General features: G+C 29.4%; 15 protein-coding genes. All 15 read left to right on the top strand.

The window, feature by feature from the left end:
• Nucleotides 1-50: 50 nt before the first annotated feature.
• The 15 genes from AC5LXV_RS13035 (at nt 51) to AC5LXV_RS12965 (ending at nt 13,895) form a co-directional block, all read left to right on the top strand.
• Nucleotides 51-398, top strand: coding sequence for an HIT domain-containing protein (locus AC5LXV_RS13035; protein ID WP_034882520.1), 348 nt, complete (start codon nt 51-53; stop codon nt 396-398).
• A 5-nt stretch (nt 399-403) separates the two neighbouring features.
• A complete protein-coding gene (locus AC5LXV_RS13030; RefSeq protein WP_493445079.1) occupies nt 404-1,027 on the top strand; it encodes an LpoB-related protein in 624 nt (207 codons plus the stop codon).
• Nucleotides 1,027-2,073, top strand: a complete 1,047-nt coding sequence (gene nagZ / locus AC5LXV_RS13025; protein ID WP_493466709.1) for a beta-N-acetylhexosaminidase — start codon at nt 1,027-1,029, stop codon at nt 2,071-2,073. The genes AC5LXV_RS13030 and nagZ overlap by 1 nt, the downstream gene beginning before the upstream one ends.
• Nucleotides 2,033-3,295 (top strand): sigma 54-interacting transcriptional regulator, encoded by a 1,263-nt coding sequence (locus AC5LXV_RS13020; protein WP_493466708.1) that lies wholly within the window; start codon nt 2,033-2,035, stop codon nt 3,293-3,295. Before nagZ ends, AC5LXV_RS13020 begins: the two co-directional genes overlap by 41 nt.
• A gap of 24 nt (nt 3,296-3,319) precedes the next feature.
• Entirely contained in the window at nt 3,320-4,318 is a 999-nt protein-coding gene (gene rfbB / locus AC5LXV_RS13015) for a dTDP-glucose 4,6-dehydratase (RefSeq protein ID WP_493466707.1), read from the top strand.
• A 52-nt stretch (nt 4,319-4,370) separates the two neighbouring features.
• Complete coding sequence (locus AC5LXV_RS13010) at nt 4,371-5,372, top strand: WavE lipopolysaccharide synthesis family protein (protein ID WP_493466706.1); 1,002 nt, start codon at nt 4,371-4,373, stop codon at nt 5,370-5,372.
• A 65-nt stretch (nt 5,373-5,437) separates the two neighbouring features.
• A complete protein-coding gene (locus AC5LXV_RS13005) occupies nt 5,438-6,187 on the top strand; it encodes a glycosyltransferase family 2 protein (RefSeq protein WP_493466705.1) in 750 nt (249 codons plus the stop codon).
• A complete protein-coding gene (locus tag AC5LXV_RS13000) occupies nt 6,184-6,810 on the top strand; it encodes a PI-PLC domain-containing protein (protein WP_493466704.1) in 627 nt (208 codons plus the stop codon). Before AC5LXV_RS13005 ends, AC5LXV_RS13000 begins: the two co-directional genes overlap by 4 nt.
• The gene (locus tag AC5LXV_RS12995) at nt 6,800-7,432 is read left to right on the top strand and encodes an HAD family hydrolase (RefSeq protein ID WP_493466703.1); all 633 of its coding nucleotides are present in this window, start codon (nt 6,800-6,802) and stop codon (nt 7,430-7,432) included. Before AC5LXV_RS13000 ends, AC5LXV_RS12995 begins: the two co-directional genes overlap by 11 nt.
• Entirely contained in the window at nt 7,432-8,166 is a 735-nt protein-coding gene (locus AC5LXV_RS12990; RefSeq protein ID WP_493466702.1) for a glycosyltransferase family 2 protein, read from the top strand. Before AC5LXV_RS12995 ends, AC5LXV_RS12990 begins: the two co-directional genes overlap by 1 nt.
• Nucleotides 8,166-8,492, top strand: a complete 327-nt coding sequence (locus tag AC5LXV_RS12985; RefSeq protein ID WP_493466701.1) for a cupin domain-containing protein — start codon at nt 8,166-8,168, stop codon at nt 8,490-8,492. Before AC5LXV_RS12990 ends, AC5LXV_RS12985 begins: the two co-directional genes overlap by 1 nt.
• A gap of 16 nt (nt 8,493-8,508) precedes the next feature.
• Nucleotides 8,509-9,549, top strand: a complete 1,041-nt coding sequence (locus tag AC5LXV_RS12980; RefSeq protein WP_493466700.1) for a WavE lipopolysaccharide synthesis family protein — start codon at nt 8,509-8,511, stop codon at nt 9,547-9,549.
• Nucleotides 9,550-9,565: 16 nt separating this feature from the next.
• Nucleotides 9,566-11,782, top strand: a complete 2,217-nt coding sequence (locus AC5LXV_RS12975) for a WavE lipopolysaccharide synthesis family protein (RefSeq protein ID WP_493466699.1) — start codon at nt 9,566-9,568, stop codon at nt 11,780-11,782.
• Between the two features lie 34 nt (nt 11,783-11,816).
• Nucleotides 11,817-12,773: a DUF7796 domain-containing protein gene (locus AC5LXV_RS12970; RefSeq protein ID WP_493466698.1), complete on the top strand. Its 957-nt coding sequence runs from the start codon at nt 11,817-11,819 to the stop codon at nt 12,771-12,773.
• Between the two features lie 66 nt (nt 12,774-12,839).
• Nucleotides 12,840-13,895: a glycosyltransferase gene (locus AC5LXV_RS12965; protein ID WP_493466697.1), complete on the top strand. Its 1,056-nt coding sequence runs from the start codon at nt 12,840-12,842 to the stop codon at nt 13,893-13,895.
• Nucleotides 13,896-14,013: the final 118 nt, after the last annotated feature.

Here is a 14,013-nt window from a genome sequence, read left to right as displayed (position 1 = left end):
TTAGCCAAATAAAAATTTACGGTTTAAAGCTATTTTAAAGGAGTGTTTGTATGGCTGAAGAGACCATTTTTAGTAAAATTATTCGCCGTGAAATTCCTTCTGATATTGTCTTTCAAGATGATAAAGTTACTGCTTTTCGAGATATCTCTCCGCAAGCACCAACTCATATTTTAATTATTCCCAACAAATTGATTCCTACCATAAATCATATTGAAGAATCTGATGAAGCTTTACTCGGTCACATGGTGGTGGTGGCAGCTAAAATTGCCAAACAAGAAGGCATTGATGAAAGTGGTTACCGTTTAATTATGAACTGTAATAAAGATGCTGGACAAGAGGTCTTTCATATTCATATGCATTTATTAGGCGGTAAGAATTTAGGTCGATTAATAGGTTAATTTATATGAAACAATTTAAACGTACCGTGGTAATTAGCATGTTGGCTTTTGGCTTAGTTGGCTGTCAACTTCTTGGAAATAATCAAAAAGTTGAGGTTAATCCACCAATAGAAACTCCCGATGATATAGGCGTGGTTGAAACTCCTCCACAAATTGTAAAAACAATTGATTGGAGTTCTATTTTATCACCGCTGGTGAATAAAATATTGCAATCTTCAACTTCTGTTGAAGGCAATAAAATTTTACTGATTAGTGATATTCAAAATCGTAGCGGTGATTATTTGGCGACCAATCAGGTTGATCAGACGTTACATCGTTTAATGAATAATCAGAATCTTTTTGCTGTCGCAGATAGACAGTCTATTATCCAAGCAAAACAAGCGTTAGGTATTTCTGTAGATGATAAACTTGTTTCACGAAGTAAAATGATTGGTCTGGCTAAAACCATGAATGCTGGATATGTGCTTTTTACTACACTTTATAAATCACCATCAGAAAATGATGTTGCCGATCTCTCTATGGAACTGCTTTCAACACAAACAGGTGAAATATTACAACGGGTAACATCAAAAGATGTTCAACCCCAAGAGGCAACTGATTCTGACAATAGTCAAGGGTCTGACAAGTAATGGGACCTTTATTGATTGATGTGCAAGGTACGTCGTTAACTAATGATGATGTCTTGCTGTTACAAAATCCGTTGGTGGCTGGTGTTATCTTATTTAGTCGTAATTACCAATCTCCTCAACAATTAACCGAATTAATAAAACAAATTCGCGCAGCAACAGCAGATCGTTTATTAATTTCAGTCGATCATGAAGGGGGACGGGTTCAACGGTTTAAACAAGGCTTTACCCTTATCCCGCCGGCTCAATCTTTTGCGTTGCTCAATGATCTGCAACAGGCTAAATCGTTGGCATTTGATGCGGGTTGGGTGCTGGCTATGGAATTGATGGCCTTTGATATTGATCTCAGTTATGCGCCAGTATTGGATTTAGGTCACGATTGTTTAGCGATTGACAGTCGCTCCTTTCATGCCGATATTAATATTGCTTATCAAGTTGCTTCATCTATGATTAATGGTATGCATTCAGCGGGAATGAAAACCACCGGTAAACATTTTCCTGGTCATGGCCATGTTATTGCTGATTCTCATAAAGAAACGCCAGTTGATCATCGCTCGAAAGCGCTTATTGAAAGCGATATGCAGATCTTTACCAAATTGATTGCTGAGAAAAAACTTGATGCAATTATGCCCGCTCATGTTATATATCCAGAATTTGATGATCAACCAGCCAGCGGTTCAGCTTTTTGGCTTAAAAACGTATTACGTAAACAATTGCATTTTGATGGTGTTATATTTTCTGATGACTTATCGATGGAAGGTGCTGCAATTCTAGGTAATCATGCTCAGCGAGCAGAAGCAGCCCTTAATGCCGGTTGTGACCTATTATTAGCCTGTAACAATCGTGCAGGCACATTAACTATTTTAGAGGCCTTGTCTATCTTAAATGAAAAACAATTGTTATTAACAGGTAAGGTAAAACAGTTATTGGCAAGCACTAAAATTAGTTATACCGAGTTAATAAACAGCGATGAGTGGCAAATTCGTCATAACAATTTAATGAAATTAAATGAAAAGTGGGAAGATTATAATGCAAGTGGTCATCATTGAAATCGATAATAATTCACAATTGCTAGCTTATAATAATGCAGCAAAAGCGTTATTTCCTACTAATTTACTTCAGTTAAACCAAAAATTTGATTTTCAAAATGTATTTAATTTGGATGCAACATTTAATTTAACCGCCGATGTTGACTCGATTATTGTTATAAATTCGCAATATTTTTTATTGCAAAAAGTTAGTGAATCATTCAAAATTATCTTTATTTTGCAGCCGGTTGAATATTTAAAAAGACGATTATCAAAAATCAATATCGTTGACAGTCATGCTTTTGATATTTTTGCTACCCAAAGTCAACCCATGCAAAAATTGATTGCTCAAGCTAAAGCATTTTCCCTTCAACGAGAGCCATTACTCATCACGGGTGAAACAGGAACAGGTAAAGATTTGTTGGCTACTGCATGTCATCAATATAGCCCTAGAGGTGAGCAAACTTTTTTAGGTCTAAATTGCGCCGCCATGCCTGATGAGGTGGTTGAGAGTGAGCTTTATGGTCATGCTGCTGGCGCTTATCCAGGCGCACTTGAAAGTAAAAAAGGTTTTTTTGAACAAGCTAATGGCGGTTCTGTTTTGCTTGATGGCATCGATGAAATGTCATTCCAAATGCAAACTAAATTATTACGATTTATTAATGACGGATATTTTCGCAGAGTAGGTGATGATAACGAAGTTTATGTTGATGTTAGAATCATCTGTGCGACTAAAGTGGATTTAGCTGAGTTAGTGGAACAAGGGAAATTTAGGAAAGATCTTTATTATCGCTTGAATGTATTATCTTTAAATTTGCCTTCATTACAAGAGCGCCAGGATGATATTGCTCTATTGACAAATATCTTTATTAATGAATTTGCTAATAAGCAGGGTATTAATGCGCCTACCGTGAGTCAAGATGTTATTGCTTATTTAACTCAATACTCTTGGCCAGGTAATGTAAGACAGCTTAAAAATGTACTTTATTCCGCATTAGCTCAGTTGACATCATCACAATTGACGGTAAAAGATATTGCTCTACCGGCGATAACGTCGACGCAAATATCATGGATCAATAATATCGAAAATAAAACCCTTGATGAGATGACCAAACAATTTGAAAAAGAAGTTTTAAAAAGCTTGTATATCGATTATCCAAGCTCTAGAAAGCTCGCAAAAAGATTAGGTGTATCACATACCGCAATTGCTAATAAGCTTAGAGATTATGGGGTCGGGCGGTAAATTAAGGGATTCATTAAAAACTCCATGAAGATTTTAGTTACAGGTGGTGCGGGTTTTATTGGCTCTGCAGTAGTTCGATATATTATTAAACATACTTCACATTATGTTATAAATATTGATAAATTGACTTATGCGGCAAATCCCCAAGCGCTCGAAAATATTTCAAATAGTGAGAAATATATTTTTGAAAAAGTCGATATTTGTAGTCAACAAGGTTTAGATCGTGTATTTAAGTTACATCACCCAAACGCAGTGATTCACTTAGCTGCAGAAAGTCATGTTGATCGTTCGATAGTTTGTCCATCAGTTTTTATAAAAAGCAATATCTTGGGCACTTTTACATTACTTGAAGTTACCAGAAATTATTTGATTCATTCATCTAAAGAGATTAGAAATAATTTTCGTTTTATTCATGTTTCTACCGATGAGGTATATGGTGAATTGAACGATTGTGATATAGCTTTTAGTGAATCTTCGTGTTATGCACCAAATAGCCCTTATTCGGCATCTAAAGCTTCAAGTGACCATCTTGTTTCAGCATGGTGTCGTACTTATGGTATACCAGCTATTATAACTCATAGTACTAATAATTATGGACCTTATCAACATGAAGAAAAATTAATACCATCAACTATAACTAATGCTATAGCAGGTAAACCAATTCAAATTTATGGAAAAGGTTTACAAATTCGTGATTGGATTTATGTAGAAGATACTGCAAGAGCTTTATATTTTATCTTAATGAATGGTAAAATTGGTGAAACGTATAATATTGGAGCCAATAATGAAATCAATAATCTCGATATGGTTAAAAAAATATGTTCTATTCTTGATAAATATTTACCAATACGAAAAGATGGAATTGGGTGTTATAAAGAATTAATTAAGTTTGTTTCCGATAGACCTGGCCATGATTTCAGATATGCCATAGATTCATCCAAAATTCAACGATTAGGTTGGAAGCCTAAGGAAAGGCTAGATTCAGGACTGAAAAGGACAATTAAATTCTTCTCAGATATATAATCTAAAACTATATAAGACAATTATTGATAATATAAATGTTTAATCATAACTTATGAATAATCAAAATATGATAAAATTTGAAGATATTTCTGTTGTTGTACAGGGTGTTATTCATTCTGATATTACGAAGCTTGCACTATTAAGCATTAGAAAATTTCTTCCCAACTCTAAAATTATATTGTCTACTTGGAATGGTTCTGACATAACCGGATTGGAATTTGATCAACTGATACTCAGCCAAGATCCCGGCGGGTTTAATCACACCAGTTTAAATAAGGCCAAATGTAATAATGTAAATAGATTGATTCTTTCAAGCCTAAATGGGATTAGGGCGGCTAAAACTAAGTATGTAATGAAATTGCGAACAGATTTTTTGTTAACAGGAAACTCGTTTTTAAATATTTTTGATAAATATAATTTAGTTGAACCTAATTTTGCGTTATTTAAACATAAAGTTTTAGCATGTAGCTATTTCTCACGTAACCCCAAGAATGTTAATTTAGCTTACCATCCTTCAGATATAGCTTTTTTTGGTTTGAAATTGGATTTGCTTGATTTATTTGATATCAACTTAATGCCAAAATCGGATGAATTTTATATATTTGAAAATGGTGAATGGCAAAGAAAATATGCACCTGAACAATATATTTTTATAAGTTTTTTAAGAAAAAAAGGTATAAATGTATCTTTTAGTAATCAATTTCCTATTACAAAAAAACAAATAATGTTTACCGAAAAGTATTTTACTTCAAATTTTATTTTTCTAGAATGGCGCTTTTTTAATTTAAAACCGCCTAAAAAGTTAAAACTATATAAAGAACTAGATCACTTTTCTTGTATTACTCATATTGAATGGAAGAAGCTATATTATAAACATGTTATCCACAAACCAAAAAAATTTGTAGGATTTGATTTTGAAAGGGTTAAATTAAATTTAGTTCTAAAATATTATAATTTATTGAAAATTATTGCAAAATTTATTACTATTTTTATTTTAGGTAAAAATAATAAAAAATTAAGGAAAAAAATTAGAAAGAAAATAACAAGAAATTAATAATATTTTTTGATAATATGTAGTTTTATTATTCCTTAATTTTAATATATTAAAAAGAGTATGACATGTTAAACATTGTATTGCCTATGGCTGGTAGAGGAAGTCGATTTGCAGATGCTGGGTATTCTATACCGAAACCGTTTATTCCTATTCATGATGTTCCCATGATCAAGGTGGTAGTTGATAATTTAACCCCATCTTGTGATCACCGTTTTATTTTTATTTGCCAACAACAACATATAGATCAGTATGATTTAATACCTAAATTAAAATCATATGCTAAGAATGTAGAAATTATAGGTATAAATGGTATTACCGAAGGTCAAGTATGTACTGCTTTGTTAGCGAAAAAGTTTTTCGATAATGATGAACCCTTAATGAATGCTAATGCGGATCAATATATCGATTTTGATATCAATGAGTATTTGGATGTTATATTTTCACGAAATTTGGATGGTATGATCATGACGATGAAATCACAAGATCCAAAATGGTCATATGCAAAAACCAATAGTGATGGTTTTGTTATTGAAACAGCGGAAAAGAAAGTTATTTCAGATGACGCAACTGTCGGTATTTTCAATTTCTCGCAAGGAAAAGATTTGGTTAGAGCAGCAGAACAAATGATCAAAGATAATATTAGAGTTAATAACGAATTTTATACTTGCCCATGTTATAATTACCTAATCAAAGAAGGTAAAAAAATCGGCATTTATGGAATTGGTGAAGAATACAATGGTATGTATGGTCTAGGAATTCCAAAGGATCTTGATTTCTTTATAAATCATCCAATTTCTCAGCGGGTAAAAATATGATTGTTCTTTCACATAGAGGATATTGGAAATCTTTACAAGAAAGAAATTCTTTCGAAGCTTTCGAACGAAGTTTCAATATGGGCTTTGGGACAGAGACAGATTTGAGAGATTATAATGGTGAAATAGTTATCGCTCATGATATGCCTAAAGGTAATGAACGAACTTTTGAAGAACTATTGATCATTATGAATGGGAGAAATTTACCGCTTGCTCTAAATATTAAAGCGGATGGTTTATATGAAAATATTAAAAGTAAATTAGAAAAATATAATCATACTAATTATTTTACTTTTGATATGTCTATACCAGATATGGTTTGTCACTTAAAAAATAAGCTAAAAGTCTTTACAGGTTTAAATGATTTATTAATTCAGCCAGTTTTATTGTCTGAATGTGAAGGCGTCTGGTTGGATTGCTTTAATTCTGATTGGTATGATTGGTCTGTCATAGATAATCTTTTGGGAAAGGGTAAAAAAGTTTGCTTAGTTTCAGCTGAATTACATAAAAGAGAAAATTTGAATCAGTGGTCTATTATTAAAAAGAGTAAATTTTTGCATAGTGATAATCTAATGATTTGCACAGATTTTCCTGAAAAAGCGAGGGAGTATTTCAATGAAAATTAAAGCTGTTTTATTTGACATGGATGGAGTATTGATTGAAGCTAAAGATTGGCACTATGAAGCTTTAAATCGGGCTTTAAATTTATTTGGTTATGAAATAAGCAGGTTTGAACATTTAACAAGTTATGACGGTTTACCAACATCTATGAAGTTACAAAAATTAACTTTAGAAAAAGGCTTACCTTCACAGCTTCACAATTTCATAAATGAAATGAAACAACAATATACTGTATCAATGATCCAAAACTTATGCCGTCCTCGTTTTAATCATGAATATGCATTATCAAAATTGAAATCGGAAGGATATAGGCTAGCAGTTGGCTCGAATTCTATAAGAATGACTATAGAAATGATGATGGATTATGCAAAATTGACTGATTATTTTGATTTCATGTTAAGTAATCAAGATGTTAAAAATGCTAAGCCAGATCCCGAAATTTATTTGACTGCGATGTCGAAAATGAATATCAAACCAGAAGATTGTTTGATTGTTGAAGATAATGAAAATGGTATTAAAGCCGCAGTTGCTTCAGGTGCTAATGTGTTGGTAGTTAAAACAGTTGATGAAGTCAATTATGATAATATTAAAAAACGAATTCTAGAAATTGAAGAGGGATATAACTAATGCAAATCATTTTTTTAATGGGTGGGCAAAATTTTGAAAAAAATAGAGAACAATACCCTCTTTACTTAACTGAAATTAATGAAAAGTTGATAATTGAAAAACAAATTGATTACTGTCGAGGATTAAATCCAAGAAAATTTCTATTTTGTATTAAAGATGAAGATATAAAAAATTTTCAAGTAGATTCGGTTATTAAACAGTTAGTGCCTGATAGTGAAATTATCATCATAAATGATAAAACTATGGGAGCAGTCTGTACCGCTCTGCTCGGAATTGAATATATAAATAATGAAGAAGAACTAATATTATTAGCAGTTGATGATTTTATTGAAGTTTCAAGTGAAAATATTCTAAACTTTTTCAGGGAAAATAAAAGTGATGCAGGTGTTGTATCTTTTAACTCTGTTCATCCAAGATATTCTTTTGCTAAAGTAGATGAAAATGACTTAGTAATAGAAGTCTCAGAAAAAAAACCTATAAGTAAAAATGCATTGGTCTCCTTCTATTATTACAAAAGAGGTGCTGACTTTGTTGAATGTGCTAAAAATGTAATTCGAAAGGATAATCTAATTAATGGAGCGTTTTATTTAAGTCAAACTTTAAATGAAATGATATTGAAACAAAAAAAAGTTTCAATCTACAAAATTACAAATGAAAAATTCCATTCTTTAAAAACAGAAATGCAATTAGCTCAATATATTACAGAATTAATGGATGTTAAGGAAAGTAAATAATGAAAGTAGCAAAACTTGATGATATGGTAAAAGGATGGTTCATAGGTAATTTTGAACCATCTCTTTTAAAAACAAATGAATTCGAAATTGCCGTCAAAAGATATGCGAAAGGTGATTATGAAGCTAAACATTATCATAAAGTAGCTACTGAATATACTGTTATTATTTCGGGTAAAGTCAGAATGAACGGTATTGAATATGGGGCTGGAGATATTATTGTTATGGAACCAAATGAATCTACAGATTTTGAATGTTTAGAAGATGGTACAGTTAATGCTGTAGTAAAATGTCCTGGTTTAAACGATGATAAATTTTTATTAGATTAAGTAAGTTGGTTTTAATATGGGAATTTTTAATCATTCAGTTTCTGTTGTTGTACAAGGTGCAGTTAATACTTCCCTTACTCCAAAGTGTTTGCAGAGTATCCGTCGTTATCTTCCTAATGCTGAGATAATACTTTCAACTTGGAACTCTTGTAATGTTGATGGATTGGATTATGATAAATTAGTATTGAGTGAGGATCCTGGTTTTTTTTATTACTCATTAAATGAAAATGATAAAGTTAATAATGTTAACCGTCAAATTCTTTCAACATTTGCTGGTTTAAAAGTTGCTTCTAATGAATGGGTTTTAAAGTTACGTTCTGATTTTCAGATAAATGGAAGTAATTTTCTGAATTTAGTAAATAAGTATGAAAATAGTCTTGTTGATTATAAAGTATTTAGTAATAAAATTATTGCCTGTAGTTACTTTTCTCGGAATCCAAAGTGTTCTCAATATGTTTTTCATCCTTCTGATATTGCTTTTTTTGGTTTAAAAAATGATTTACTAAATTTATATGAAATTCCACTAATGAATGAGGATGAAGCTTATTACCTTACAATAAATGGAATTAAGTATAATAGGTATGTACCAGAGCAATACCTATTTATAAAATGTTTACGGAAAAATTTTAAAGCAGTTAATTTTTCCGATCAATCTGATCTTAATGATACTGTAGTTGAAGAAACAGAAAAGTACTTTGTATCTAATTTTGTTTTTTATAATTGGAATGAATTAAATCTTATAGCTCCCAAAAAGTTTAATGATTTTATTTTAAATGATTTCATGACATGTATTACTCATATTGAATGGCTAAAACTATACGGGAAATATATTGACGAACAAGTTGTAATACCTAAAAAAGATCCTGAAAGGATACGTCTAGTAAAAACAGCTAAAAAATTTGGTTTATTACCGAAGAACAATAAAACAAAAAAATGTAAATTAAAAAAAATAAACAAACTGATTTCAAACATTGCAGCTATACCTTTTTACGGAAATAAAAACAAAAATAAAAGAAATCAAATTAGAAAGAAAATAATCAATATACTTGAAAAATAAAAATATTAGGAGAATGATGGAGGAATTAACTTATGATAATCTATCAATTGTTATAGAAGGCCCCGTTATTGAGCATATAACAAGTGCTTCTATTAAAAGTTTAAAAAAGTGTTTTCCTTATGCTGAAATCATATTATCTGTATGGGAAGATGCTAAAGTTGATAATTTAGATTATTCTATTTTAGTACGAAATGAGTATCCTAAAGATCTTATTAAGACAAATCACAATTGGTTCGAAAATATTAATGGCGAATTACTTCTAATTAAAAATGGTTTAAAAAAAGCTACACGCAAATTTTGTTTAAAGTTTCGAACAGATTTACTATTAAATAGTAGTGACTTTTTAAAATATTTTGATAGCTTTCCAGAAAGAAATGAGCAATATAAATTATTTGATCACAGAATACTTGTTCCAAGCAATTATTCTAATTCTTTTTCTAGTAATATTTTGCATCCAGTTTTATTTTATCCTTCACATTCTTGGCTTTTTGGTTATACAAGTGATTTAAAAATTTATTTTGATGATACACCTTTAGTGGATGAGGACTTTTTTGATTATAGATTCAAATATCCTAAAAAAAATATTATTCAATCTAATAAAAACAGATTTTTATGTGATCAATATTATTGTTTTTCAGCGTTTAAAAGATATTTTAAAAACCTTGAATTTGATGATTGTTCTGATTGGAACTCTGTAAACTTTGAGCAATCTGAAATCGCTTTATCAAATAATTACATTTTTTTAAACTTTGAACATCATGGAATCCGTTCTATGATTGATTCTGATTTGTCTACCTCAAAAGCAACTTATCAACTTAGGGAATTGGGGGTTTGGGATTATGATCTCTTCACTTATAATTACAGAAAGTATTGCGATAAAAATTACATTAGAGGAATAGTTGTCACCTCTGACTTTCTTAGAATCGGTAATAATTACAATCCATATTATTTTAAATCTACAACAGAGTGGATATATAATCTATTTAATTATCAAATAAAATTAGCTACAAACTTAGAACCCATTTTAGTCACAGGAGAGTCTCATTCGCTGATCGATAGAGATTACCTTTATGAGTTAAATAATCTCCCACTTTCTGAAGAATCATGGATAACCCTTTCTGATAAAGAAGAATGGACAAAGCAAGCAATATTATATATTAAGAGAAGATTCTCAGGATATATTTTAATTATTCATCATGCAAATTTTGCATTCTTAGAGATTTTAAATGAGTTAAATATCACTTATATTGATCTATTTGAATCTTCTTTTAGATTTGCTGAAGATCTAATTTTTTCATTTAAAACTAACAACTTAGAAATTAGTAAAGCTATAAGGCAGTACACATTACCAAAAAGCGATTTATATATTTTAGCAAATTATATGAAAGCTTATTATAATAGGCGAAACTCAATAGAAATAATCCCTAATTCAATATTGTATGTAGGGCAGACTTCGATGGATAGTTCTTTAATAAAAGATGGAAAAATAGTCTGTTTGGAGGATTATCAAGATACTCTTTCCGATATTTTTTCTAATTATGAATGCATTTATTATAAGCCTCATCCTTTTTCTAATAATAATAAACACGAAATAGAAATATTGGAAAGATATGGTAAATTAATTGTAATTAATGAAAATATTTATAATTTAATGTCTAATCAAAATATTTCTGCAATATCTGGATTGTCTTCTGGAGTATTAAGTGAAGCAGAGTTTTTCGATAAGAAAGTATATTATATAAGTCATAAATATATTGATTATTGTGATGGAAATGATGATTTTGAATCATCAAAATTTATTCTTGTAAACAATAAATATTTTTCTCCTGTGTTTTGGCAAAATATTTTGAATTCAATATTCAAAAATACAAATGAAATTTCAGATTTTTCTTTCAATAATTCTAATATTTTACGAGCATCTTTAAATTGTTATTGGGGTTATAATCTCAAATTTTTTGATATAAATGAATTGGATATAATATCTCAATCTAACAATGATTCTTCCAAATTATCATCAAGTCAACAGGGATTAAATATTAGAACTTATGGCGATTTATTTAAATTGGTAGAAAATCAACGAGATTTAGATAGTAAATATACTGTTGTTTACGATTTATATCAAAAACTCAAAGTTGATCTATTAAATGTTACTTCAAAGATGGAAAAACTTCGTAAAAAAAGGTCTTTTTTAAGAAAACTTAAAGAATTTTTTTGTAGAAAAATAAAAAAATAATAAACATATATTAATAATATTAGAGATTATTTTAATGGCTAATTTAAAAAGAATTGCAATTCAACTATTTGGGCATTTGAGAACTTTTGAATATACATTTGATTCATTTAGGAAGAATTTATTAGAAGAAAACATACAAGATGGTTATCAAATAGATATTTTCATTCATACTTGGGATGAGTTAGATCATTCTACTATCAATTATCGCAATGTCGATGGAAATGTCTTAACGCAAGAAATGCTAACTAGTGAGAAACTTTTATTAGTCAATGAACTTTATCAACCTAAAAAAATACTTATTGAACCTCAATTAGAATATACAGATGAAGTATTAGTTGAAAAAATAGGTCAATTTCCTAGAGCTAAAAAAGGATGTTTAAATAATTCTTATACTATTTATATGACTAATGAATTACGTAATCAATATGAAACTGAAAATAACATTACATACGATTGGGTAATAGTAACCAGACCAGATATTTTTTTCAAAAAAACATTTAGAATTGATTCATTTTTAAGTTGTTATTCAGATTTTCAGTTACCAATCCCGCAGAATACCATTTTTCATGGTTTTAATCCATTTGGTCGTGGAAATATGATTGAAGATCCTCACTTTTTGGCTGGTTCAGATTTAGTTTTTTTTGGTAGTCCAGATACTATTAGTAATGCGTCATCATTGTATACCTCCTTTGAGGATAATATACAATCAGAAGATTTTTATTGTATGGAGGTTTGGTGGGCTAATTTCTGGAGAAAAAAAGGAATAAATCTAAATCCAATTGATTTTAAACATGGTCCTGATTTTGATGTTATTAAAACTGAATTTATTGAAGAAAAGAAGTTAACTCAATATTCAAAATTTAAATATATAAAACGAGTTGTATTTTTTTATATATTAAATTTATTTCCTTATTGTCTTGTGAAGAATAAAATTTATAAATTGCAAAATAAAATTGCAAAAATGGAAATTTTTTCCAAAAAATCAGTATGATTTGTTCTTTCGCGATTTTAACCATTTTGTTAAATGTTAATAAAAAACAATTAAGGACTACTTTTAATGAAACCGATTTTATCTGTAATCATTCCTGTATATAATACTGAAAAATATCTGAACAAATGTTTAGATAGTGTTATATATCAAACTTTCAAAAATATTGAAATTATTTGCGTTAACGATGGTTCAACAGATAATTCCCTTTCTATTTTAAAAAAATATACTGAAATTGATACTAGAATAAGAATCATTGATAAGGAAAATGGTGGTTTGTCTTCTGCTAGAAATGTTGGTATTGAAAATGCTAAAGGAAGATACATTACTTTTGTTGATTCTGACGATTTTATTGAATTAGATACTTATGAGAAAACGATTTGTCACTTCAATCAACCTGATGTTGATTTAATTTACTTTTCGACTAAGCTGATAATTGAAAACAATTGTAGTCGAATACAAGATGAGCGATATTTTGAACACAAATATAAAGGTTTTGTTAAATTATCTAATGATGTTATGAAAAACATGGACGTTTGTGCATGGAATAAAATTTATAAACTTTCAATCATTAGACAGCATAATATTTATTTCCCTGAAGGACTTTGGTATGAAGATAATCCTTTTTTTTGGTCTTATGGGTTATTGTGTAATGCAGCATATTTTATGAATGATAAATTTTATAACTATCTTATAAGAGATGGATCTATAATGAGCAATACGACAAAAAATCATAAGTATACTGTAACTTCTCATGAGTTAGATTCATTGCTATGTTTTGAATATTTAATGCAATTTGTTGACCGTTGGCAATTGTTTGATAAATTCAAACCTGTTTTAATTGATTTGTTTCAACATAAGTTGTTAGAATCGATGCGTCGTTTACCTAACAAAGATAGAATATTAGCTTTAAATCAAGCAACTAAAATTGTTAATCTTTTTAATTTAACGTCTCATTTTCCTGATAATGATTTTATAAGCTCTATGTTTAATAAAGACTATCATAATATAGGAAAAATCAATCAATTATTTTTAAACAAAAGGCAACGTTTACTTGGAATTTGGGATGCTGATAAGTTTTATATTCTATGTTTTCTGGGAATTAAGATCAAAATAAAAAAATAATTCGAGTATAAATAGCTAATATTCATAAAATTATAAATAAATATTTGTTTTTTTTATCTATAATCTCAATAGAATAAAATTAACGTGAAAGTCTTATAATAGTGTATAATTGTCGATA

This window comes from Gilliamella sp. LMG 34359, from assembly GCF_984569085.1.
The sequence above is the reverse complement of the archived record's forward strand: the minus strand, read 5'-3'. Positions and strand labels throughout refer to the sequence as shown.

Excerpts from the sequence above, each read along its gene's own strand:
- nagZ (WP_493466709.1), top strand. The coding sequence starts at position 1,027 with ATGGGACCTTTATTGATTGATGTGCAAGGTACGTCGTTAACTAATGAT.
- AC5LXV_RS13005 (WP_493466705.1), top strand. The coding sequence starts at position 5,438 with ATGTTAAACATTGTATTGCCTATGGCTGGTAGAGGAAGTCGATTTGCA.
- AC5LXV_RS13030 (WP_493445079.1), top strand. The coding sequence starts at position 404 with ATGAAACAATTTAAACGTACCGTGGTAATTAGCATGTTGGCTTTTGGC.
- AC5LXV_RS13000 (WP_493466704.1), top strand. The coding sequence starts at position 6,184 with ATGATTGTTCTTTCACATAGAGGATATTGGAAATCTTTACAAGAAAGA.
- AC5LXV_RS12985 (WP_493466701.1), top strand. The coding sequence starts at position 8,166 with ATGAAAGTAGCAAAACTTGATGATATGGTAAAAGGATGGTTCATAGGT.
- rfbB (WP_493466707.1), top strand. The coding sequence starts at position 3,320 with ATGAAGATTTTAGTTACAGGTGGTGCGGGTTTTATTGGCTCTGCAGTA.
- AC5LXV_RS13010 (WP_493466706.1), top strand. The coding sequence starts at position 4,371 with ATGAATAATCAAAATATGATAAAATTTGAAGATATTTCTGTTGTTGTA.
- AC5LXV_RS12990 (WP_493466702.1), top strand. The coding sequence starts at position 7,432 with ATGCAAATCATTTTTTTAATGGGTGGGCAAAATTTTGAAAAAAATAGA.
- AC5LXV_RS12975 (WP_493466699.1), top strand. The coding sequence starts at position 9,566 with ATGGAGGAATTAACTTATGATAATCTATCAATTGTTATAGAAGGCCCC.
- AC5LXV_RS13020 (WP_493466708.1), top strand. The coding sequence starts at position 2,033 with ATGAAAAGTGGGAAGATTATAATGCAAGTGGTCATCATTGAAATCGAT.
- AC5LXV_RS13035 (WP_034882520.1), top strand. The coding sequence starts at position 51 with ATGGCTGAAGAGACCATTTTTAGTAAAATTATTCGCCGTGAAATTCCT.
- AC5LXV_RS12970 (WP_493466698.1), top strand. The coding sequence starts at position 11,817 with ATGGCTAATTTAAAAAGAATTGCAATTCAACTATTTGGGCATTTGAGA.
- AC5LXV_RS12980 (WP_493466700.1), top strand. The coding sequence starts at position 8,509 with ATGGGAATTTTTAATCATTCAGTTTCTGTTGTTGTACAAGGTGCAGTT.
- AC5LXV_RS12965 (WP_493466697.1), top strand. The coding sequence starts at position 12,840 with ATGAAACCGATTTTATCTGTAATCATTCCTGTATATAATACTGAAAAA.
- AC5LXV_RS12995 (WP_493466703.1), top strand. The coding sequence starts at position 6,800 with ATGAAAATTAAAGCTGTTTTATTTGACATGGATGGAGTATTGATTGAA.